Source organism: Paenibacillus sp. FSL L8-0708, from assembly GCF_038009325.1.
GTDB classification, from domain to species: Bacteria; Bacillota; Bacilli; order Paenibacillales; family Paenibacillaceae; genus Paenibacillus_AQ; species Paenibacillus_AQ odorifer.
The window spans coordinates 233,511-258,053 of the sequence record NZ_JBBPBC010000001.1 but is presented as its reverse complement, the minus strand read 5'-3'; the positions used below and the strand labels follow the sequence as shown (position 1 = coordinate 258,053).

Annotated in this window: 17 protein-coding genes and 1 tRNA gene; 6 read left to right on the top strand and 12 right to left on the bottom strand. The window is 43.0% G+C overall.

The window, feature by feature from the left end:
- Nucleotides 1-105: 105 nt before the first annotated feature.
- The 5 genes from NYE58_RS01225 to NYE58_RS01205 form a co-directional block, all read right to left on the bottom strand.
- Complete coding sequence (locus NYE58_RS01225) at nt 106-351, bottom strand: hypothetical protein (RefSeq protein ID WP_076275910.1); 246 nt, start codon at nt 349-351, stop codon at nt 106-108.
- 216 nt (nt 352-567) lie between these two features.
- Nucleotides 568-1,668, bottom strand: a complete 1,101-nt coding sequence (locus tag NYE58_RS01220) for a glycerol dehydrogenase (RefSeq protein WP_076218290.1) — start codon at nt 1,666-1,668, stop codon at nt 568-570.
- Between the two features lie 164 nt (nt 1,669-1,832).
- Nucleotides 1,833-3,227, bottom strand: a complete 1,395-nt coding sequence (locus tag NYE58_RS01215) for an MATE family efflux transporter (RefSeq protein ID WP_076218289.1) — start codon at nt 3,225-3,227, stop codon at nt 1,833-1,835.
- A gap of 118 nt (nt 3,228-3,345) precedes the next feature.
- Nucleotides 3,346-3,429, bottom strand: a tRNA-Leu gene (locus NYE58_RS01210).
- 227 nt (nt 3,430-3,656) lie between these two features.
- Nucleotides 3,657-7,991, bottom strand: coding sequence for a bifunctional 2',3'-cyclic-nucleotide 2'-phosphodiesterase/3'-nucleotidase (locus NYE58_RS01205; protein WP_341000919.1), 4,335 nt, complete (start codon nt 7,989-7,991; stop codon nt 3,657-3,659).
- Between the two features lie 816 nt (nt 7,992-8,807).
- On the opposite strand from NYE58_RS01205, the gene NYE58_RS01200 reads away from it, so the two are divergent.
- Complete coding sequence (locus NYE58_RS01200; protein WP_076126935.1) at nt 8,808-9,245, top strand: hypothetical protein; 438 nt, start codon at nt 8,808-8,810, stop codon at nt 9,243-9,245.
- Between the two features lie 36 nt (nt 9,246-9,281).
- Here the strand turns inward: NYE58_RS01200 and NYE58_RS01195 are convergent, their stop codons facing one another.
- From NYE58_RS01195 to NYE58_RS01165, 7 genes are all read right to left on the bottom strand, one after another.
- The gene (locus NYE58_RS01195) at nt 9,282-10,196 is read right to left on the bottom strand and encodes a polysaccharide deacetylase family protein (RefSeq protein ID WP_076275908.1); all 915 of its coding nucleotides are present in this window, start codon (nt 10,194-10,196) and stop codon (nt 9,282-9,284) included.
- Complete coding sequence (locus NYE58_RS01190; protein ID WP_076275907.1) at nt 10,168-11,490, bottom strand: MFS transporter; 1,323 nt, start codon at nt 11,488-11,490, stop codon at nt 10,168-10,170. Before NYE58_RS01190 ends, NYE58_RS01195 begins: the two co-directional genes overlap by 29 nt.
- A gap of 153 nt (nt 11,491-11,643) precedes the next feature.
- On the bottom strand, nt 11,644-12,177 hold the full coding sequence (locus tag NYE58_RS01185; RefSeq protein ID WP_076275906.1) for a DUF1854 domain-containing protein: 534 nt from the start codon (nt 12,175-12,177) through the stop codon (nt 11,644-11,646).
- Entirely contained in the window at nt 12,170-14,365 is a 2,196-nt protein-coding gene (locus NYE58_RS01180; protein ID WP_076282639.1) for an ABC transporter ATP-binding protein, read from the bottom strand. The genes NYE58_RS01185 and NYE58_RS01180 overlap by 8 nt, the downstream gene beginning before the upstream one ends.
- Before the next feature lie 160 nt (nt 14,366-14,525).
- Nucleotides 14,526-16,907, bottom strand: a complete 2,382-nt coding sequence (locus tag NYE58_RS01175; protein WP_175618986.1) for a phosphoketolase family protein — start codon at nt 16,905-16,907, stop codon at nt 14,526-14,528.
- A 293-nt stretch (nt 16,908-17,200) separates the two neighbouring features.
- Nucleotides 17,201-17,923 carry a GntR family transcriptional regulator gene (locus NYE58_RS01170; protein WP_076126926.1) on the bottom strand — a complete coding sequence of 241 codons (723 nt, stop codon included), beginning with the start codon at nt 17,921-17,923 and terminating at the stop codon, nt 17,201-17,203.
- Between the two features lie 87 nt (nt 17,924-18,010).
- Entirely contained in the window at nt 18,011-18,199 is a 189-nt protein-coding gene (locus NYE58_RS01165) for a hypothetical protein (protein ID WP_036687195.1), read from the bottom strand.
- A gap of 311 nt (nt 18,200-18,510) precedes the next feature.
- Between NYE58_RS01165 and guaD the strand changes: the two genes are divergently transcribed.
- The 5 genes from guaD to NYE58_RS01140 all read left to right on the top strand — a co-directional run bounded on the left by guaD (nt 18,511) and on the right by NYE58_RS01140 (nt 24,514).
- Nucleotides 18,511-19,875: a guanine deaminase gene (gene guaD / locus NYE58_RS01160; protein WP_341000918.1), complete on the top strand. Its 1,365-nt coding sequence runs from the start codon at nt 18,511-18,513 to the stop codon at nt 19,873-19,875.
- Nucleotides 19,876-19,913: 38 nt separating this feature from the next.
- Nucleotides 19,914-21,266 carry a uracil-xanthine permease family protein gene (locus NYE58_RS01155; protein ID WP_076192601.1) on the top strand — a complete coding sequence of 451 codons (1,353 nt, stop codon included), beginning with the start codon at nt 19,914-19,916 and terminating at the stop codon, nt 21,264-21,266.
- Nucleotides 21,267-21,594: 328 nt separating this feature from the next.
- Entirely contained in the window at nt 21,595-21,915 is a 321-nt protein-coding gene (locus NYE58_RS01150) for an ArsR/SmtB family transcription factor (protein WP_076126921.1), read from the top strand.
- Nucleotides 21,916-22,013: 98 nt separating this feature from the next.
- Entirely contained in the window at nt 22,014-23,093 is a 1,080-nt protein-coding gene (locus NYE58_RS01145; RefSeq protein ID WP_076218283.1) for a saccharopine dehydrogenase, read from the top strand.
- A gap of 269 nt (nt 23,094-23,362) precedes the next feature.
- A complete protein-coding gene (locus tag NYE58_RS01140; protein ID WP_076218295.1) occupies nt 23,363-24,514 on the top strand; it encodes a glycosyltransferase family 2 protein in 1,152 nt (383 codons plus the stop codon).
- The last annotated feature ends 29 nt before the right edge of the window (nt 24,515-24,543 follow it).

Sequence of the window (24,543 nt, the reverse complement as noted above, 5' to 3'; positions counted from 1 at the left end):
TAGTTATTCCGAAAATAAATAACAAAATTCAATTTAATATAACAAAAATAGACACCCCGCAGGAGTGCCTCCCAATAATCATATAGATGAGATCCGATTCATTTATCAATAAGATTGCCCACTTGAATCCTCGAGCACTACCTGATAACCCGACCCTCCAAATAAGGGTTTGCAAATCGTTGCAACTCTCAGCGACGCACTTTCCGTGTACTCTTTGCGCACATAATCCATTCCAAGGCTTCCTGCTGCCTGCTTGTTCTGACGCTCCGAATTTCCGTGAATTACTGCTATTATTACCGCTCCAATAATTATGATAATAAGGACTAGATAACCTAAATGTTTTTTTCTCATCTTTCCTCCTTATTACATAGAGTGATATTGGCACAGCAACGGGGCGATTAGCAATAATCTCGTTTCCGTAGGCACCCTATCCCGTGATTAAGTATGCCGAAGCCGATACCTATAAGCATAATTTTACCCCTACTCTACTTCAACAGCTTAACCTATATAAAAACAAAAGGCACCCCCAAGGGCGCCTTCATTATCACTACATATTAGTTGTGCTAGTTATTTATAAGACTCTGCCAGCGAGTTCGCCACCACTATCGCATTGTACACATCTTCCGGAGTAACCGGGAACGGCATATTGCCCATTGTGTCTCCTTCTGCACAAGCAGCTTCAGCAACTTGGCGCCATTCGGATTCGATAAATTCCGTGCACCCCAGATCGGCGAGGGTTAGCGGAAGATCTACATCCTTGATAAGCTCAATGACAGTTTCCAGCTCCTCATTTGAGGCATTTTCCAGTACTAACTGGGCTAAAAGACCAAACGTAACCTTTTCACCATGCTGAGCTTTGTGTAGTGAAGGAACGGCTGTCATCCCATTATGGATAGCATGCGCGGCAGCCAGACCACCAGATTCAGCACCCACACCACTTAGATAAATTGTCGCTTCAATGGTCTCCTCCACCGCGCGTGTATAGAGCTTCTGATCGACCGCACGTTTAGCTTTTACCGCATTCTTAAGTAGAGCTTCATAACAAAGTCTTGATATACCTAGACCCGTTGTAGAAGGTTTCATGAGTACGAGATTGTCGCCATTAGAGGCATAACAAGCACGGGCTTCAAAATAAGTAGCCAGTGCGTCGCCAATTCCAGCTGCGAAAAAACGGGAAGGCGCTGAAGCTAAAATCGCTGTATCCGCCAAGACCACATCCGGATTACTTGGGAGGAATAAGTATTGATCAAATGAACCATCTTTATTATAAATGACAGCCAGCGCTGTACATGGTGCATCAGTAGATGCAATCGTCGGAAAAATAACTACAGGCAGCTTCTCATAATACGCAGTAGCTTTGGCGGTGTCCAGTGTTTTACCTCCACCGATACCGACGATGATATTCGCCCCAGCTTTACGGGCAAGTTCCCGATTACGATTAATCTCTTCCTGAGTACATTCATAATTGAATTTTTCAAAAGTAGCCTTATTCCCCGCACCTTCGATGGAACTCCCCGCCTCTTTCTTAGCACGTTCCAAAATGAACTCATCACAGATCACATAGGCATGATCGCCAAACGCCTTAATATACTCATTCAGATCTGACAGTAAGTTATGGCCGGAGATAAATTTCTTTGGTGAAGTAACGGATCTAACGAAATGTGACATTGTGCAAGACTCCTTGTTGTGTGTTTTAGTAAGCATAAAGACGCAATTCCTACATATTATTACCCCGCTACCCAAGAAATACTCAAGCTGCATTCTCCAAAGGCACTCATCAGAGCATACAAAAAAGACACCCCTCAGGGCGTCCTTTGATTTTTTTATATCTATTATATAACACGATGCTGAACCCATTTCTTGCCCATAAATCGCCGCAGGAAAATCAAACCTCTGATCCCCCACTCACAATTCATCGCCAGCCAAACGCCGAGTATACCAAAGTTCAGAACAATACCTAAGATGTATCCGAGCACTACACGGAACAGCCACATCGTAAGCATCGAAACCATGGAGGTGAATTTGGAATCCCCTGCCGCTCTAAGCGCCGAAGGCGTAATAAAGCTTATAGACCATAACGGAATTTGCGCAATCGTATTGATGAGCACAATCAGGAAGATATCACCCACAATCTCAGCAGGAGGATGGAACATAGACACTAATGGATTGAAAAAAGGCATAATCAGCAACCCCATCACCACCAGGGAAAGAGAAGAGGCGACAAGGAATGATTTAATAAATTTTCGAGCATCCTTAACATTATTGCTTCCCATACATTGTCCCACCACTGTAATAATCGTCAAGGACAACGCATTCCCCGGGATTTGCATAATCCCTGCAAAGGAGGAGGCAATCGCATTAGTCGCAAGTGCATACGTACCCAGACTAACGATGAAGATCTGAGTCAGAATTTTACCACCATTAAAGAACATCTGCTCTGCCGCAAACGGCATCCCGATGAACATTATTTTTTTCAGCATAGACAGCTTAACCGCTACAAGATCGCGAATACGGATATGCAGATCGTTGTCCAATCGGAATAGATAATAAAGTGCGCAGAACGCCCCCAGGTATCTAGCTATATTTATAGAAATGGTCATCCCCAGAACACCCATATGCAACAGGTTAATAAAGACGAGATTCAATAAGACATAAGTTAAATTCATAATTAGCGAAAGTACAAGCGAGGCCCTCGTTCTACCAATTCCACGAAGAGCACCACATACCGCTTCCACAACAGCTATACCAAGATAAGAGATACAACTCCCGATTAAATATATTCGGGCGTTCTCCATAACCTCCGGTGAGGCCGCTCCAAATAGTAAATTCAACAGCGGATTGTGAAAAAGAATTCCGAACATCCCAATAGCAAATGCCATCAGCGAAACAGATGACGTAGCACCTGCCGTAGCTTTTGACACCATGAGGTCATTGCCGCTCCCTTTATACTGCGCAACAACAACCGTCCCACCTGTTGAGACGGCAATAAACACACTAATGAGAAAAATATTAAGAGAATCTATCATATTGACCGCACTGATAGCTGCCACACCAGACGAGCTTATCATAGCTGTATTCACTAGATTAAGACCCACCACAAAGGCCTGATCCACTAGGATAGGGATGAATAAAGCAATCATCTGACGATAATCTATCGACTCCCCAGAAAAATACTTTTCCAGAAACCGCACACTTTGCTTCGTATTTACACCTACATTAGGCTCCATCTTTGCTTCACTTCTTTTACATAGAGTTTGTCAAATTGAATTATGCGTATAAATAGAAAAAGGCTCTTCAGGTTGAAGAGCGATTCAAAAGTATTGCCTGTTTATATGCACTTAGGTATGCGGTCGAGAGGACTCGAACCTCCACGGGGGTTAGCCCACACGGACCTGAACCGTGCGCGTCTGCCAATTCCGCCACGACCGCACAAGATATAAAAAAATACAGTGCAGAATATAAGTTAACATGATTTCAGAGAAAGAGCAACAACAAATTTAACAAGTAAAAGCGCCTTCGGTGTCCTTGTAAGGGCAGTAAGCGTTTAAGGGAAGACTATAAGAGTATTGGTGTCACTTATACTTTCTTATATTTAAAAAAAGTGTATCGATGCCCTCAAGAGGATCATCGATACACTTTTAGTTAGAACAATAGAATTATGATGCTTGTCCAAGCATGCGATAGATGATAACCGCTGCTTGAGCGCGATTAGCTATACCCTTAGGTGCAAATTTCCCACCATCAACACCGTTGACGATTCCCAATTGAGTTAGCTGTGCGATAGCCTCTTGTGCATAAGGAGCAATACTGGATTTGTCTGCAAACTTACCCAATGCTGCATTTTTATCAATCGGCTGTAGTTTGTCTTTCAGTGCGTTAGCAACCATAATGGCCATCTCTTCACGAGTCACTTCACGACCCGGTTCAAATTTGCCATTTCCAGAGCCTTGTACAAGTCCAGCCTTCACCGCAAGGGCGATAGAATCCGTGTACCAAACTCCTTGTTTAACATCGTTGAACGAACTGGTTGTTGCTGAACCCGTAAGATTCAGTGCGCGTACCAGCATCGTAACGAACTCTGCTCTAGTCACTGTTTTGGTTGGCGCAAAAGTATTTGCATCCAGACCTTTCAGAATGCCCTTAGCAGCCAATGCTTCAATAGCTTCTTGCGCCCAAGCTACCTTGCCCAGATCCTTGAAGTTTGCTGCTGGCGCAGTAGTTGGTGCAGGTGTTGCCGTTGGCGCTGTTGATGGTGCTGGTGTTGCTGTTGGTTTCGCGGTTGGAGTAGGCGTTGGAGTTACACCGGTAGAACCGCCTCCACTGCCACTGCCTGATCCCGAATCAGCTTTTAATTTATTAATAATACGACCTTCAATGGCTGCTTTAATCTCTTTGCCATTAAACGTTTTTACAATGTAGTCGTAGAACACGTCCAAATCAATAGGTCCAGCCAATGAATCACTAGCTTGAGTCAGAACCTTGTAGTTATCTCCACCCGCAGCCATAAAGTTATTTACTACTGCTGTATATTTCTGCGTAGGATTAATTGGTGTTCCATCAGTTAGTGTGAGGCTCGCAATACGATCGGCTACTGGCAGATACATATTCGCTGTATATTTCAGTCCGGAAATTTGCAGCGTTTTGATATCTGGTGTTCCATCAGCTTTTACATTCCATTGCTGTTGCAGCAATGTTTTGATTTGCGCTCCGGTTAGTGTCAGCTTCACAAGCGTGTTGCCGAATGGCTGAATTTTAGCCAGATCGCCGAAGGTTACAGGACCTTTCGGAAGGTCCGCACGGATACCGCCTGGATTCATAAAGGCGAAATCGGCAGCTTTTGCACCATCGCCGAAGTCAGCATTACGCATAGAGTCAGCAATCAGATTACCAAGTGCAGCCTCATTATTGTAAGCATCGGTACGAGTGATAGTTCCGTCCGTTGTACCCACTGGTTGAGTGAGCTCAGGATGTTTCTCAAGGTAAGCATTAACCAGTGCCACACTTTCCGGATCTGGGGTTACCCCATCATGGAAGGTGGAAGTTACCACAGCAGACTTGTCCTTCACATCACCTGTTTTAGGATCAATGATCAACTTGATATCCTCAAATGCTGTACCGTAAGAATAAGCTTGTACAATCAGCTTGCCGTTTACTGTTCCATTTGCAAGTGCATGGTTATCACCAGCAACGATAACATCAACAGGGGATTCCGCAGGAAGCGCATTGGCTAGATCAGCCGCTTCACCTGTAGTCACACCATCTTTGGTTGTTGCAGGATCATGCGCAAGCACGATAATCGTCTCAACACCTTTAGATTGAAGTTCCTTAGCGTATTTCTCAACAGCCGCCACTTCCTCATCAGGCGTAAGGAAATGCACGCCAGCCGTACCGGAAGGTGCTACCTTGCTTGGTGTGGATTTCGTTACCAGACCAATAAAGCCGATCTTCACACCGCCTACTTCTTTGATTACATAAGGATTAATAATTGGCTCGCCAGTTTTGGCATCCACTGCATTCACATTAACATAATCAAAATCAGATCCAGCATGGTTAACTTTATTATCCTTAGGGTCGACACCGCCATAAAGCTGTGTCATCAGTGCATCAACACCTTGGTCAAATTCGTGATTACCAAGAGAACCCACATCAAATTTCATCATGTTCATCCAAGCATGAGTCGGCTCATCGCGCTCAAGGGATGATACTGGAGCGGATGCTCCAACGGAGTCACCATTATGGAAGAGTAATGAGTTCTCATATTTTGCACGAGTTGCTTTCAAATAAGTCGCGAGATAGGCTGCTGTGCCTACAGACTTATTGTTCACTGTAGAAACAGTGTCGAGTTGACCGTGGAAGTCATTAATTCCAAGAAGGTGAACCTCCACATCTTCCGTCGGTGCAGGTGTCTTCACACTTAGATCTAGCTTGAAAATTCCAAAGCCCTTATTATCTTGCTGTCCAGTATCGGAAATGTTCGCTGGGAGTACATTTGCCGCTTTAGGTGTTGTTGTAAATGTAACATTCACATTGCCCTTGATGGGTGCCAAGGACCAGTTACCATCAGCAGTTGGATCAATCGTACCAGCTTCACTGATGTAGTCCATCAGAACCTGACGATTCTCATCTTGAGAGTCTACAACCAGCTCTGCACCTTTAACACCCGGGAAGTTCCCGCCACCACTTGCGCGGTAATTATTAGTAACAACAATGAAATCCTGATCTAGATCTAAAGGTTGATCATTGTAAGTGACATCCGTTACACGACTCGAAGAAGCATCATTAATCGTACCATCCGGATTGTACTTCGCGTTTTTCGTCACATCAATTTTATATTGAACCCCATCGATTACATCGAAGTTAAAAACTGAAAATTTCGTATTCAACAGAGACTGCGGAGTCGAGATCCCTGGTTTGATGCGGTTAAATGCGCCCGCACTCATTTCCAGCCATTCTTTTACAACAGAACCCTTAACCTTGATTGCTTTAAGCGTGTTGTCATATAGATAAAGGTCGCTTGCGCTACGAATAGTCAAGTTCCCTTCATCAATACTAGTGTATTCTTCTGGACCGTTACGCCCTGCTTTAAAAGGAGCACCCACGCTTAGAATTGGCAGATCTTTATATTGAGGAACATTGACATCAATATAGTTCTGTACGTACCATTTCTGTGCGTACGTAACAAGTTGGACGGTAGGATCATCTTGAACCATTGCGAAGTAACTGTTCATTGGAGCCGTCGTAACGCCCAGTTTTTGTTCAGTATAAGCAATAGTAGCATTATGCGCTGCTGCAACCACAGCATCTACAGTCGGGTCAGGCTCAACAGTAGGAATGTTAACCTTGTTCACCGTCTTGTAAATGGAAAGTGCTGAAGCTTTTGAGCTTTCCTTATCTACCGTCCAGCCTTTATCACCTTGTACAATATCCAGATCAATTAGACCCAAATAAGCACCGCCGTAACCAGCTTGTACAGCAGGCGTACCGTTAATGTGGCCATTCACATTATCAATTACTGCTTTCTCGTTATTATATGGCTTGTCAGTAACAGGGTCCTTGAACAAACCATCCAGGGTATCGTCTTTTCCAGTCGGGAATACCTTATGCGTATGAGAGAACGTGATTGCATCAATACCTGCAACCTTACTCAGCGCATTAATGTCGTTCTCAGAGCCATCACCCTCAACAGCATTGATGTCAAACCCAGTATGGGCCATAGCGACAATGACATCTGCTCCTTCAGCTTTCATTTCTGGGACAAACTTCGTAGCCGTTGCTGCAATATCTTCAACGGTAACTTTGCCTTCCAGATTAACCTTGTCCCACTCCATAATCTGTGGAGTAACCAGGCCTATCAGGCCGACTTTAATCGTATGTTCTTGACCATTACTATCCTTTAATTTCTCATTGAGAATGACATAAGGAGTAAAGGCATTCGAGCCATCTTTTTTATATATATTTGCATTCACATAATCAAAATTTGCACCTGTTGTATCCTCATGTCCATCACTACCATTTATAGTACGATCTAAAAATTCCAATCCATAATTGAATTCATGATTCCCAAAAGTCGCAGCGTCATATCCTATAGCATTCATGGCCGCAATCATCGGATGAATCTCAGTTGGATCTTTAAGTTCCGATTTTTTCGCCACGTAAGTACCTAACGGAGTTCCTTGAATCAGATCCCCATTGTCAAGCAGGAGGGTATTGGATTTTTCGCTTCTAGCTTTCTTCACCAAGCTTGCTGTGCGGTCAAGACCGACAGTTACCGATGCCGCATTCTTAAAATAATCCCAGCCATACACATTGGTGTGTACGTCTGTTGTGCTCATTAACCGGAGCTCAACCTTTGCTCCAGATGCGGGTGAAGCAGCTACCTTGTCTGGACTCCAAACTGTGCCCAGAACGACTCCGCCTAGTACCTGCGCTGATAGCACAGCAGTTGCCAGCACGGACGCAAGCGGCTTATTCCATCGTGTCTTCCATCCCATAATAATATTAGTCCTCCCTATCATTTTCACATAATTTCTGTGATATTATATCACACAAACATAACCAATTATCATATAATTGTAAAAATAATATAAAACAATGTTAAATATAATAACATAAGAAGAAAGACCTAGACTTATGAATCCGTTTTTATAGGTCAAGAGTCAATAGATGCAAAAAGAACACATCTTCACCAGATGTGTCCTAAAAACAATCCTATATAAAGTCTAGAAAAGTCGAATCTATGTCCGGCACTACTTTTTACCCATTCATAGCAGTAATCCCAAAACAGATTGCAGTTATTAAAGATAAGGGTGTCATCACAAGTTTTTCTTTCATGCTCCTCGACAATAAGTTCATTATAGTATTAAGCATTAAATAGACGGCAAAAAAATAACATACCCTTCTATCAAAAGGTAATCCAATAGAGATCACATTCCCTGCCTGCAATAAGTACAGGATGGCAACTAGCTGTATCACTACTGAAACTCCACACGCGACTCTCATTTGTGAAGGCATAATTCTATGTCTTCCTCCCATTGCAAATTCCCCATAAGGCAATCCCAGAGACAGCAGTATATAAAGAATCACTGCTCCCAAAAAAGTAATACTCCCAATCCATGCTGATATCAAGTTTTCACCCCTCCATAATTTATTTATCGCACATTAAATTATATGAGTGTAATGAATTATTATGGGCATCAACACAAGTGGTAGCTCTTTCACCCAAATATTTTTTTATGATGAACTAGCACAAGCAACACAAAAATATCTGAGTAATATAGAAGTAAATAGACCAATGAGGTGATCCACAAATGGCAAATACAACGAAGATTCGCAAACGTGCTGAACAGCTGAAAGGTAGACCCGTGTGCATTACGTTACATGATGGACGTACGTATATAGGATGGATAACCGGCCTCGATAAGAATGGACTGACCCTTTCCAAACCACGTAAAAACAAACACAGAAAATCAAAAAAACACTCTTCTTCCCGCTCCCGGAAAGCAAACGTATCAGGATTAATGCCCTTATTCGGCTCACTTTTCGGAATGGGTGGAGGCGCTCTAGGCTCCGCAGGAGCAGGGGCTGCCAGTTCTGGAGGCGGTGGTTTTGGCGGATTTGGCGGGTTCGGGGGAATCGGCAACTTTATTGGAATGGTACAAAAAACTATGCCGGTTATGAAGATGGGCTACAATATGATTAAATCTATTTCCCCCTTCCTTAACGGGCTAAAAGGATTAATGGGATAATCAAAAGACACCCCTCAAGGTGTCTTTTATTTTTGCTCATAATCTTATCAGGTTCTTTAACAATCTGGCTGCAGATCTTAACCGTGGATGTTTTAGATGCTCCTGTACATAACGATAATTGGTCAATTCAACCTTAGCATCACTGAGGGCATAGGTAAAATCATCATCAAAGGGCAACTTATACTCCCAAACTCGCTTACTCCAGTGCGGAATATTTGCTTGCATCCATGGATCGTCTATCCCGGGATGAATATAGGTCTCACTAACGCCATCCGGCAACGAATACAGCTTAGCAATAATAGATCTTTTAAAACTTTCATACGTCTCGCCTTCCTCTACACCAAAAGGATGCGATAGCAAATAGTCGGGAATCGGCACCCCAAACGTATCCGCCAGCCCTGCTCCAAGGGCAACTGGTCGTTCAATATTTTTCAGCGATGCCAAAAGCGGATCCTCAGCATGGATGTATCTGAAGAATCGTGAGGGCAATCCCCAGCGCGAAATTTTCCACAACGTCTGCGGTAGCAAGCTGCGTCCTGTTTCCACTCCGTATAAACTACCCATGTGGTTGTCTACATGGCTAATCACTATTCCCGACTGTTTTACTCGCTCGTACTGCGCATCTATCTCCTTTAGTACGGCTTTTGTCTGCGCCCCCTGTTCGAACTCTTTTACCGTCCTATATTGATGTCCGCTCTCGTCATGAAGAGAAGTCTCTCCCGTCAGGCTCGCCCAGCGCAAAGCCTCAAATTCACTAGTCATCGTCAAGTGAAGTCCCACATTCCGTTGTTGCCTGCGACTACACCATGCAGCGGCCTCCTCAAACCCAGGGGCCACCGCCATAATCGTTGCTGAGGATACCTTTTCCTCTTCCAGCAGATGTTTAATCGCCTGATTCATGGGGGGACTTTGCCCAAAATCATCACAATTGATGATTAATTTTTTGTTCATAGTCAGCCTCACCTCTCAAAGAGTCCATAAATGTAAATTTCATTGTGAAGGATATGACAACAGCTATGGCCAACAGACATAATGGCACCACACTTATTAAATACCTAAATGTCGCTTCAGGATCGGACCCTGGATCATCGCCGCCTTGATAGCCAAAGATCATACCTACAATGAAAAAAGCTAACGCAGAGATTAACCCGCTTGAACGAGTAATGAATCCGCTTACAGACGTGTAGATTCCTTCTCTTCTCAGACCTGTTTTTTCCGCATCCTCATCAATAATCTTGCCACCTACTATTGCTGGGGTCACTAGAAATCCGGCTAATCCGAAACCGACAACTACGCCAGCAGCCACACCACTTAAGAGATCATAACCAAACCATAACGGAATTACCGATAACGCATATAAGATCAGTGATAACCGCCACGCCTTAACCCCGTCCATCTTACGAATCATCCAGTACCACACGAATACTAATGGAATGACCGAAACAAAAACAGCTGCAAGTAAAATCGATACCTGAGCCTCTGAGATATGAAGTACATATTTTGCATAAAAAGGAATCATCGAGCTTACAAGTCCATTCACCGTTTGGGCAAAAGAGTTCGAAATATTAAACACCCAAAACTTTTTATTCCGAATGGTCTCCCGAAAAGCCGGAATCAACTTCAAGGGTTCCTGCTCTGTGGGCTCCTTCTTTTCTTGGACATTCATCATACATAAAAACATAAACACTCCAAAGAGACAGGCATACACTATAGCCATATTAGAGAAACCAATAGCTGCAAAAATAATTGGGGTTAAGGCAGTACCGATTAACAAAGCTACAACTTGATAACCTTGCTGAATCGCGGAGGCTTTTGCCCGAATACGGTCTCCACGGAAGAGCTCCGGGAGTAACGCTCCATAATTCACCCACAACACAGTGGCGACAGCCTCATAGAAAATAAGTGTGACTAGAAACCAAGTGAACAATCCATTTTCAGATAATCCGCCGGGAGGGGAGAAAACCAGTACAAATGCCAGCATGAATAACGGAATTGAGCCAAACACCCATGGTCTGCGTCGACCCAAACGAGTATCTGTGCGATCTGACCAATAGCCGAATAACGGATTGTTTACCGCATCCCAGATCAGAAAGATGGTTCTGGCTAATGTAGCAAGTCCAATGCCCAATCCTAATTTTTCAACATAAAAGTAACTGTAAAATGAACTAAATGCCTGACTGGGAACCATCATCGCAAACATCCCTAAAGCAAAGGTGTACGGCGAATTGATCCATTTATGCTTCACTCACATACCTCCCCTATGGTAAAGATCCGGTTGTAATATATTACCATACCGAAGAGAGAACGCCATCAAATTTTTCCTTAGCAGAAACTACGGATAAAAAAAGAGGCCCCGCAGACCATCAACAAATGGCTGCGGAGCTTTTTCATAACTAGACTATAAAACATCCTTCAGCTTGTTTCGGCTCTGAACATCCAGGGCTAGATAATCACGGATTTCGCATCTTTTTCCATTGATATCCGTAAGAATGATTCGTTTATGACTTGGATACTGCATATGCTCGTGCAGGTTCCGCATAACGATCCGGGTCTGGCCCAGATTCGTTTGCAGCTCCCAAATCCACATATCCGCTTTTTGCTTAATAGAATCAATGCGGGTTACAACCGGAAGAAAATACCGCAGCCGGAGCTCTGTGTCCACTTCCACCCGACTTTCTTCATCGAGCTGATCAATGTCACGAATGACCCCGATCTCCTCACTCTTGGAGTTACGAACTGAAATATACTCCGTGGTATATTGGAATGGAAATATACGAAAAAGAATTAATTCCTCATAGACTTGACCCTCCACTACTCCTTGAAACACGCCACCTTGACTGCGGCTAAAAGAGATTGCACCCGGTTCAAGAATGTTAATCTCATAGGGATCTTTAGGATTCAATTCCCCGTTAACAAGATTCGGATCACTCATGCATCTCAACCCCCTTAATCTGCGACATTTCCTTCTGTGCCTCAACTAGCTTGAAGTAAGCACCTTCTGCAGCAAGCAATTCCTCATGTGTACCCACTTCAATGATCTTCCCGCGTTCAAGCACTACAAGACGGTTCGCATTTCTTAGCGTGGATAATCGATGGGCAATCGCGAATGTCGTTCTGCCTTTTACCAGTCGCGAGATCGCTTCTTGAATTTGCCGCTCGGTCACTGTATCTACAGAAGCTGTTGCTTCATCTAGGATTAGAATTCGCGGATCGTGAATTATTGCTCGGGCAATAGACACTCGCTGCTTCTCTCCACCGGACAATTTATGCCCACGTTCCCCAACTCTTGTATCATAGCCATCCGGCAATTGAACGATAAAATCATGGGCGTTGGCAATTTTTGCAGCGCGCATGATTTCTAATTCCGTAGCGTCCGGTTTAGAATAGGCAATATTCTCAGCAATCGTTCCGTCGAATAGAAACGTCTCCTGCAGCACTACACCGATCTGACTACGCAGATCTGACTGGCTGATATTTCGGATGTCCACACCATCGATGGTAATGGTTCCCTCATCTGTGTCATAGAAGCGACAGATCATATTAATGAATGTCGACTTACCGGCACCTGAATGTCCGACCAGACCAATCATCTCGCCCGCACCCACTTTTAAATTCACATTCTTGAGCACAGGATGATGTTTTTCGTATCCATAAGTAACCCGCTTAAACTCAACCTCACCGTTTACGCGGCCGATGGCTGCTGGATTCACAGTATCAGGCACATCTGACGGTGTATCCATAATTTCAAAGACCCGATCTGCTGCTGAAATCGCATGGCTGGCCCAGTTGATCATTTGGCTCACCCACTGCAAAGGTCCGAGAAGCATCCCAAGGTAGGTCACCAAAGCGATTAGCGTACCGATGGATAATTGTCCCTGTAGCACCGTTTTCCCGCCATAAAACCAAATTAATAACGTACCTACACCAGCAACCAACGCAAAAGCAGGAAACATCCCCTGCCATAAGCCTTCGATCCGAATATTATGCCGAACCAGCTCCTTATTGGCGACTGTATAACGTGACATCTCTGTTGTTTCCTGACCGAATGCTTTGACTACACGAATCCCCTGCAAAGAATCGCCAACCAAAGCGTTTAATCTAAAAATAGATCTCCACTGCTGGTACCAACGTCTGCCAATCATCGGCCATAACACTGTCGACAGCACCACCATAAGCGGCATAGGCAGCATAGCAAGCAGCGTTAGCTTCCAATCCATACTGAACATAATAGTGAAAATAGCGATTACCCGCAGCAATTCACCCGAGACCCAGATTACACCGTCAGTCATAAATTGCCGCATCGCCTCTGAATCATTATTCACCCGTCCAATAAATTGCGAAGATTGTCTTCGGTCGAAAAAAGATAAAGATAATTTCATCAAGGAATGATACACATCATGACGAAGATCACCCATGATTTTGGAACCAATCCATACCCCTATAAGTCCACGTACAGTCTGCATTAAAGTAATTACTAGGGATGTGGCTGCTAGCCCGATCACAATCCATAGAAGCGTTGAGCCCATATCCTTTTCTGTCAACACATTATCAACGATCATCTTCGTCAAAAAAGGTGGAACAAGCTCTACCAATGTAGTAAAAATCAACATAATCGCCGCAGCGATCATTTGGATCTTATAAGGCTTGGCATAGCTCAGCATCCGAAATAGAACCTTGCCGTTACTCTTGCACACCGGACAAGCTTGCGAATCTTCCGGCAGTGGATTGCGGCATTTTGGACAATTCCTTGGAAACTCTTTTTCAGAAGCGGTTGGCCGTTCCTCGCCTTTAGCTACAGCGCCAATTAATTTAGAAGCAAAACCAAATATAGAGGTAAGTGATGCTGTATAACGTATAAGTATAATAGGCCCCTCTTGGGTATCCACAAGCAACGATCCGCCGCCTACCCCGCCTACTACCCGGGCATCAGTAATATTCGAGACTAGAAGCTTTGAGACCAGTTTCCCGTCCGTTCCCCAAACGGAAATCTCCTTCTCAGTCAATACAAGCCACTGCTCACCGAATTGCCCATCTTTCATTAAATCGGATACAGAGTGAAATAAAGGTTGTTCTGTAAGCTGTATTTCTATAGACTTGGGAAGTTTATCAATAGATGTCATACATTTCTCCCCTTTCTTTACCCACCTATTTACTCACATATATTTACAGTGGTAAAGATGAAAAAATGATTATAATTGTTTTGTATGGTTATTTAAACAAATAAAAAGACACCTCTAAAGGTGTCTTTTTGTATTACTTCCTATGGTACTGGCTATACGCTTATTTCAAAGCTTTCCATACCCAGTTCTCTACTTCTGGCAAATCAATACCCTCTTCACGAATGAATTGGTGATGTTTCTTAACGATAGCATCCATTTCATCTGCGATCGCTTTATAGTCGTTAGCATTAGGCAAGCTCAGAACAGCTTCCTTCGCCAAGTCAAAGCGGTCCATTTGATTCAATACGCGCATATCGAATGGTGTTGTGATATCGCCATTCTCGCGGTATCCGTGTACGTGCAGGTTATGGTTATGGCGATCAAAGAACAAGTCTTTAATCAGACCTTCATATCCATGGAAAGCGAAGATAACTGGTTTATCTTTTGTGAAAAATTGATCAAACTCTTCGTCAGATAAGCCACGCGGATCTAATTTTTGACTTCTCAGTTTCAACAAGTCTACCACGTTGATATATCTAATTTTAAGGTTCGGCAGTTTTTCATGCAGGATAGAGATGGCAGCCAAGCTTTCGATAGTTGGTTCTGTACCTGCAGAAGCAAAGACAACATCAGGCTCTCCACCTTGATCGGTGCTTGCCCAGTCAATAATCTTCAGTCCTTTATCCACCAGCTCTTGTGCTTCATCCGCACTGAACCATTGTGGACGAGGATGTTTGGAAGAAACAATCAAGTTAATTTTTTGACGGTCATTTAAGACGGTGTCAAAAACAGCCAGCAAGGAGTTGGCATCAGCCGGCAAATACTCACGGATAAATTCTGGTTTTTTATCAGCCAAGTGACCTAGCAAACCTGGATCTTGGTGAGTGTAACCATTGTGGTCTTGTTGGAATACAGTTGAAGTTGCTACCACATTCAATGATGGAATATCAGCACGCCAGCTTTGATCTGTTGCTTTACGCAGCCATTTGAAATGCTGAGTAATCATCGAATCCACGACACGCAAGAAAGCTTCATAGCTTGCAAAGAAACCATGGCGACCTGTCAATACGTAACCTTCAAGCAAACCTTCTGCCTGATGTTCAGACAATTGGGAATCGATAACACGGCCATAAGAAGCTAGGAATTCGTCATTCGGCTCAATCACTTGATCCAACCATTGACGTTTCGTCACTTCAAAGACAGGTCCCAGACGATTGGACATTGTTTCATCCGGTCCGAAAATTCTGAAATTGCGGTTCTCTTCGTTCAGAGAGATAACATCTTTCATGTATTTACCCAGAACGGCCATATCTTGTGCTATTACTTCACCTGGTTTGGAATTATCAAGTGCGAACTTACGGAAATTCGGTAAGTTTAGATCTTTAATTTGGTTGCCAGCATTAGTAACTGGGTTCATTCCCATACGTCTGTCGCCAGTTGGCAGAATCTCAGCAAGTTCAGCGTTCAGACGACCATTGTCATCAAATAATTCTTCTGGTCTATAGCTGTTCATCCACTCCAATAACGCCGGAGCATGCTTCATATTTTTTTGATCCACTGGAATCGGCACCTGATGGGCACGGAAAGAGTTCTCATTCGGAACACCATCCCATTGCTTTGGACCCGTCCAGCCCTTAGGAGAACGGAAGACCAACATTGGCCAAACCGGACGCGTCAGGTCATTGTTGTCACGTGCATTCTTTTGAATCGCTTCAATTCTTTCAACGATGGTATCAAGCACCTTAGCCATTTCCGGATGCATTAGATCAGGATTTTCGCCTTCAACGAAGAACGGTTCCCAACCCATACCTTTAAAGTATGCAGTAATTTCTTCTTTGGATTGACGAGACAGAATCGTTGGGTTACTGATTTTGAAACCATTTAAGTGCAAGATCGGCAGAACTGCACCATCAGTAACTGGATTGATGAACCGGTTGGAGAACCATGAAGCCGCTAATGGGCCAGTTTCAGCCTCTCCATCACCAATAACAACAGCGGAGATCAAATCTGGATTATCCAGAATTGCACCTACACCATGGGATAGAGAATAACCTAATTCGCCACCTTCGTGGATCGATCCAGGTGTTTCAGGGGCAGCATGGGAAGCAACTCCACCTGGGAAAGAGAATTGTTTGAACAATTTCTTCAGGCCTGGGATATCTTGTGTGATTTCCGGATAAATTTCAGTATAGCTACCATCGAGATAGGAGTTCGAAACCATAACCTGACCGCCATGACCAGGGCCCTCGATGTAGAACATATTCAAATCATATTTAGTAATGACCCGATTCAAATGGGCATAAATAAAGTTCTGGCCTGGAATAGTTCCCCAGTGTCCAATGGGCTTAATCTTTACGTCTGCTTCTTTCAGCGGTTCTCTTAACAACGGATTATCTTTCAAATACAGTTGACCTACAGAGATGTAGTTAGTTGCGCGCCAGTATGCATCAAGCTTCTCTAAATAAGTTTTTGATGAGTAATCAACATCCATGGATAATACCATTTCTTCCACTCCCCAAAATTTTTTCTGTGTCTACATTGCCGTAATTTCTTCCACAAGTACATCATACCGCCGCGAAAAATTAATTCAACCTTTTCAACAAATGATACGGTCCAATTTTGTGAAAATATGAACATAGTATGAAAAACAGTGTCAATTGTCTGTAAAAATACGTCAATATTAATATATATGTAAAAATATGGACTGAAGTTTGCGGGGGTATTTGCTACTTGTCCTTCTTCTATTTTGCGCAAAATAAAAAAAATAAGACCGAGAAAAATTCCCCAGTCTTACTTTTAATGAACGGACACAAAGGTATTAAATTTTAAGTATTTATAGTGGAAGCGCATATGGGAGAATTCAAATGGCGTGCCATTATCTAAAAAGAAAATCCCTTCCATAATGCTTACTGGCTCATTTGCCTGCAAATGCAGCAGCTCTTGATCCGTAGCCTCAGAGGGTTCTGCGGATATCGATAAAAAGGATTTGGTTACCGCCAGATTTCGTGAATCCTCCAAATAATTAAAGATAGATCCTTCAATAATGGTCTGATTTAAATTCTGCACGATTTTGATTGGGATATAACCCGTTTCAATCATAAAGGGTTCATCATCAAAAAGACGTAAGCGAATGATTTTGTAAACAAAATCATGAGGGCCTAAAAACAGATCCCGCTGTAGTTCTTCCGTTGGTGGAATGACCTCAAATTTCAAAACTTTAATCTTTGGCTTCTTCCCATTCATTTGAAAATTGTCGGTGACACCTAAATTAGAGCCTTCGTAGTTAAAAATAGATTCATTTTTTATGTATAAAGGATTTATAAATGTCCCTGAGCCACGCTTTTTAAAAATAATGCCGGCATTTGCCATTTTAGTCAGAGCACTTTTAATAGAACTACGACTCACTTGATAAGTTTCACTAAGCGTTCGTTCATCCGGTAATTTCATATCGGGAAACTGCCCAGCAAAAATTTTCATTTTTAAGTCATCAATAATTTGTTTGTAGACAAACTGTGTCATGAAGTACTCCTTTTCAGGTCGATACAAGTTTTATTTCAATCTTTACTATAACATAATAACCAGACGTTTATAATCTATCCGGCCAGCTTATTTACGTCGGCGATTTGTCATGCGATTGTACATCACTAAACCGGCAATGACCATGCCCAGCGTCCCCATACTACTTGCTGATTCAGCCTGCATACCAAACAAAATACATAGGTTAGTGACCAAGCTTTTTGTAAGTACAGCAACAATAATTAACATCAACGGGCGCCAAATGTTGTATCTTCTCATCCAGGCAACACTCCTAATCCAATTTTCTCAAACTATTGATCGATTTCATCTATTATATCACAAGATAGTAACCGCATTCATTTCCTATAACCGTAAAGAAATCGAAGCCGATCAGCATTTTTTACTTTCCTCTATCTTTTTCTGTATTCTAGCCTAGCGAACGTGACGTCTATGTGTCATATTCGCTTTCAATTCCTCAGCTCCTCCTATCCGTCATTTACGCCTTTATTCGACTTTTGGTCTGGACTTATCCTTTTTTACGAATTATAATAACGAATGCACACCAAAAGACGAACATTAAGGCGGAAATCATGAGAAATTATATGCGAATATTCCTAGGCACTTCATTTTCTAGCCTATCCCCAAAAGAAATTCAAATTTTAAAGGATCATCTCTTCTGTATCAATTCGGATGGGATGATAGAAATGATCGTTGCACCGGAGCACGCCGACTATCAACCCTTGCTTGATGCTTATCAAGGTCAGGACAATTTTCATGTATTAGCCGAGGGCCAGTATTTTTTGCCCGGCTTTATCGATCTGCATGTCCACGCGCCACAATGGGCTCAATCTGGAACTGCATTAGATATCCCGCTCTATGATTGGCTAAATACTTATACCTTCCCACTGGAGTCTAAATTCTCGGACCTGGCTTTTGCAAAAAAAGTCTACGATGACGTGGTTGGTACTTTGCTCGCAAACGGAACCACTACAGCACTTTATTTTGCAACGGTGCATAAAGAGGCCAGTCTATTATTGGCTAAAATATGTGCGGAAAAAGGACAACGTGGACTCGTTGGAAAAGTGGTTATGGACGATCCGCAGGGAAATCCTGAGAATTACCGCGACTCCGACACCCACACCGCACTAGTGGATACGGAAGAATTTATACTAGCTGTACAAGAACTCGCTAAATCTACTAAACAAGGCGTTTATCCAGTAGTGACACCAAGGTTCATTCCAAGCTGCACTAATGAGGCTTTACAAGGCTTGGGAGAACTTGCCGCTAAATATGATACGTATGTGCAATCGCACTGTAGTGAAAGTGATTGGGCACATGGTTATGTGCAAGAACGGTTCCAGAAGAACGATGCTTTTGCCTTGCATGATTTTGGTCTGCTCAGTGATAAATCTGTCATGGCTCATTGTAATTTTTTAGATGAAAATGATGTGAATTTGTTTGCAGAGACAGGAACAGCTATTGCGCATTGTCCGATATCCAATGCGTATTTTGCCAATAGTGTCATTCCGATCGCTGACTTCCATGCCAAAGGCGTTGAGATTGGTTTAGGCTCTGATATTTCCGGAGGTTTTTCACCTAGTCTCTTCGACAACATTAGACAAGCCGTAATGTCTTCAAGAATGCTGGAGGATGGTGTGAATCCCTCACTTTCTGCACAAAACCGCGGAGTACCGGGATCACGAATTACGATCCATGAATCCTTTTATCTTGCTACCGCTGGCGGCGGAGAAAGCTTAAGCTTACCTATCGGCCGGTTACTAGAAGGTTATGCATGGGATGTTCAAATAATCGATACGAAAGTACCCTCGGCGAAATTGCCCGTCTTTGATGAGAATGAAGATTTGCAAGATATTTTTCAAAAGATAATGTATCTGGCTAGACCTGAAAATATCCGTGAAGTCTGGGTACAGGGTGAAAAAGTTCATTCGCGTTAAAGATTAATTAAACTAGAAAACTTAAGGTGGGCATCGGAGTGAAAACACAAGCAAACGTACAAGAGCAAGCACATTTGGAATCACAGCTACTAACTGTCCTACCCGATGAAAAAGTTTCATTTAGTAAATCCGTCATTCTCGGCTTTCAACATGTATTGGCTATGGATGTCTATGTAGTGCCATTCCTGATTGCGATGTTAATCGGCTTACAGCCCAATCAGTCCAGCGCGTTAATCCAATCCACCTTTATTGCCGCAGGACTTGCAACGATTGTGCAAACCTATTTCTGTATGAAGCTGCCTATCGCTCAAGGTCCTTCTTATGTTCCACTGGGTGCGATCGTCAGTATTTATGCAGCTAGTGGTGGCGGGGAGCTCGGTTGGAGCTCCGTGTTAGGTGCCAGCTTAATCGGGGCCATCCTGGTTATTATTTTGGGTTATGCGGGGATTTTTAATAAAATCGTTAAAAACTTTATCCCGCCTATCGTAGGTGGCACAATCATTTTCATTGTAGGTCTATCTTTATTGCCTGTTGCGATCAGAGATAATATCTACGGAGCCTCCGGGGCTTCAATTAATCAAAATGTATTATTAGCCCTTATTTCAGGTGCTACACTGCTTATTTTTGTGGTTCTCGGTACTTTGTTCCGTAATAAAGGATCTGTCTTCCGAATTCTTTCCGTAATGATGGCGTTAGTAGTCGGATGTATTTCCGCTAATATTATGGGCGTTTTAGATTTCTCAGCGATAAGTAGTGCCAAGTGGTTTAGCATGCCGCGGATCGCTTTTGTTGATTTCGGCTTTTCCTTCAACTTTTCAGCTATTATCACCATGGTTATTATTTATATCGTGCTGCTGGCTGAAACAACAGGCACATGGTTTGCGGTCAGCAATGTAATCAATAAACCTTTGACAGACAAAAATATTAACCGCGGCGTAATTGGAGAAGGAATTGGCTGTCTTATTGCGTCTGTGCTCGGTTCGACTCCTGTTACAGGTTATTCAACTAATGCAGGGATCATCTCCATTACAGGTGTTGCCAGCCGCCGGGTTTTTCTCGCTGTAGGAGGATGGTTTGTCCTCTTTGGATGTTCTGGTAAACTCGCCGCTTTGATCTCTTCCATTCCATCCGCTGTAATCGGCGGCGTCTTCGCCATCATCTGCGGCATCATCGCAATTAATGGTGTGCAAGTAATGAAAAATGTAACCATCGGCGAAAAAGAAATGTACATTATTGCCTTACCAATGATCATCACCTTGGCTTTGGTACTCATTCCTGGTGACTACTTGAACTCTTTGCCTACATTCGTGCAGTATTTATTAGGCTCACCTATCCTAGCTGCTTCATTGGCAGCAATATTATTGAATAAATTATTACCTAGTGGAAAATAGAACATAAAAAAGAGCAGCCTCTTATTGATCCTTTTTTATCCCCGCGAATAAGCCGAGCTTTGTATGCTACTTTCTGGAATTCCTTAAACAAAAGACACCCATCGAGGTGTCTTTTGTTTAAGGACATGATTATTTTTTACTTGAGTTCATCCATAAAACCGCCTTACCATATGACCTCACAATTTTAATACAAATATCCATATGTCCCTTGATTATATTTAATAAACTAGGATTCCTCCAAAATAACGGAGATTATCAACGCATTGAATTATTCCCTGAAATATATTATGATACGTTTAAACAATTAAACATTATAACGGAGGGAGTTATGAACGAATCTAATAGTAATCAGAAGGCGATTCATATTTTCGAGAATTTAAGCCCCTATTTCCAAGGCTTGGGAGATCCTATTCGTCAGCAAATCATTGCATTGCTGATCGACAAAGAGAGTATGAATGTGAGCCAAATTGCAGAGCATATCCCCATGTCCCGGCCTACAGTCTCTCATCATCTGAAAATATTACGGCAAGCAGGGCTGCTTAAGGTTCAGAAGAAGGGCACGGAAATGTTCTACAGACTTGAGTTTGACGAAGCGATAGCGCTTATGAAACAACTTGTCCATTTCGTTGAAGAGGAATGCCAGTGCTAATTAATGCCATTAACCTGACTAGCACTTGTCATTCCTATTTTTTTAAGCAATATGTTAAATAACTTAAACATATAAACATTTAAACGGAGGTTGCAGATATGCATAGGAAAAAGGTACTTATTGTAGGAGGATACGGTGCCGTCGGCAGACAAATTGCTCAAATATTACACGATCGACATCCCGATCTCGAGATTATATTGGGAGGAAGGTCACCGCAAAAAGCAGCACCTTTTGAGTCCACACGGGTACAAACAGTCGTAGTTGATAATAATGCGGATGATCCACTGCTTTATGCAGGCGATAATGTATCGCTAATCATCAATTCCGTCAACGATCTGCAGGATCGGCTACTTATGTCTGCAGTTAGAAGAAAAATCCCACTGATCGATCTTACTCGCTGGACAGAGATATTCCAACAATCAATCACAAAGTTAGAAAAAGCAGACCTCTATGCTCCTATCGTGCTTTCTTCGGGATGGATGGCGGGAACTGCTTCGCTGTTCGCCATGCTGCACTCGGCCACACTTCAAAACGTCGCCGTTGATATTCACGCGTTGTACTCTCTACGTGACAAAGCAGGACCCGACTCCGCGGCGTACATGGATCGTATGACCATTCCATTCCATATTACAGAACGGGGGGAAAAACGTCTTGTATTTCCAATGACTGACCCTATCAAAGTCCAATTTCCAGATGGATATACAGCAAAATGCTATCGGCTTGACACCCCAGATCATGTCACCTTGCCAACAGCTGAGCATATCGACTCCGCCAGCTTCCGCATCTCCTTCGACAGCAAAGCCTCCACCTCCATCCTTGTCGGACTAGTTAACAGCGGAATATGGAAGATGATCAGCGGGGACCGATTCCGTTCGCTTAGACGAAGACTGCTCTACAATCCTGGTACTGGCAGCGCACATCATATCCTTATTCATCTAAAGGGCCTGGATCATAATGGGCACTGGGTTGAACGGACAATAGCGATTTCTGACCCGCTTGGTCAGACTCATCTTACCGCTTTGGGAGCTGCTGTCCAAGCAGAAAAGCTATTGCGGATATCAAAGGAAGAACCATTGGTCCCAGGCATTTATTATCCAGAAGATCTGCCTGATGAACGGATGGACATCTCTGAAATCACCAACTTTTTTAAACAATATGGGGTTCTTATATCTCACTAATAGCACTTCACATATACCGAGCATTCTGTCTACTACAATTAAGTGCACAGACAGTAAAGAACCCGCTAATATAGCGGGTTCTTTACAATAGAGATGAGACGGAGCTAGGTAAGTTCACAAAAAGATAAAATCTTTGATTCGTGCTAAACCCTGTCCCCTGCCTATTTCCACCCTTAAAGGCGTTTGACTAGACCAGGCTAAAGTCCCTGAATATATTGTTATTATTTATCCTATTCAAGGACTTTTATTAAATGGTGGGGGTGATCATTCTGGCTATCCGTTACAGCATCATAATTCCAACCTATAACCGACTTCAGCAGCTGCTACTTACACTCACTTCATTCGAGACACAGACCTATCCGAAGGATCGGTTCGAGGTGATCGTCACAGATGACGGTTCTACAGATGGTACTAAGGAAATGGTCGAAAGCTTTCAAACTTCTTATCCGCTTATTTATGTCGCTCAGCAGGAACAACGCGGCCGTTCTGCCGTAAGAAATCTGGGGCTGAGTCAGGCAAAAGGGAAATACGTCATCTTCTGCGATGCTGATTTTCTGGTATTCCCTGAATTCATTAGGATCGTAAACCAGTATCACCGTAAATATCCTAAGTCGATAATTTCAGGTATTCCACACTCATGGGATGACGCTTATACCCACTACTACCCAGACTTTTCTCCTGAAGAAAAAGAACATTGCCGCAATACACTTTCGCCTTCTAACTTATGGAATCCTGACTTCGAATCAGCGACTGAAATTATCCCAATAATCACACCCAATGATATCCTTCAGCAGACGGAGACGTTATCAAAAGTCACCTTTGCCTCAAGAGTTCCTCCAAATACTAAAAAGCAATTTGCCAGCACAGATGTAGCCCCTTGGATGTTACTCGTCACACGTTGTGTGTCCATAAGACGCAGCCAATTAACACGGGCTGGAGGTTTTAATGAACAGTTTATCCTCTATGGACTCGAAGATTGGGATCTTGGGTATCGACTGCATCGATTAAAAATCCCTTTTCACAGCATCAAAGAAGTTGTCGGCGTTCACCAAGAACATCCAACCCACTTCAGAGGAAATCTCATAAATATTGAGAATCTAAAAATCATGTTCAAAAGCTACGGGTTCAATGACTCTTCCCTAAATCTGTTCGCCCTTGTTCCTCCAAACGAAGACCTGGAGAAATACAAACATACTATACGGGTCTTGCGCAGAGGATACCGAACGAAGTCAACACGTTCATCAGCAATATTAATGAGAAGGACGTTACGGATTGCCGCCAAACAGCTCTATGAACCCAATGATACCGCCCTATACCAAGAGTCGTTAAGACGGATAAGTGTAAAAGTAAAGAGAAGAAAAAGCCGGGTTGCCCGTGTTTTGCGAGAGATTTTGGTGAAGGCTGAAAAGCTGGGAGAATAATACCTAAAAATACATTAAACCGGGCATCA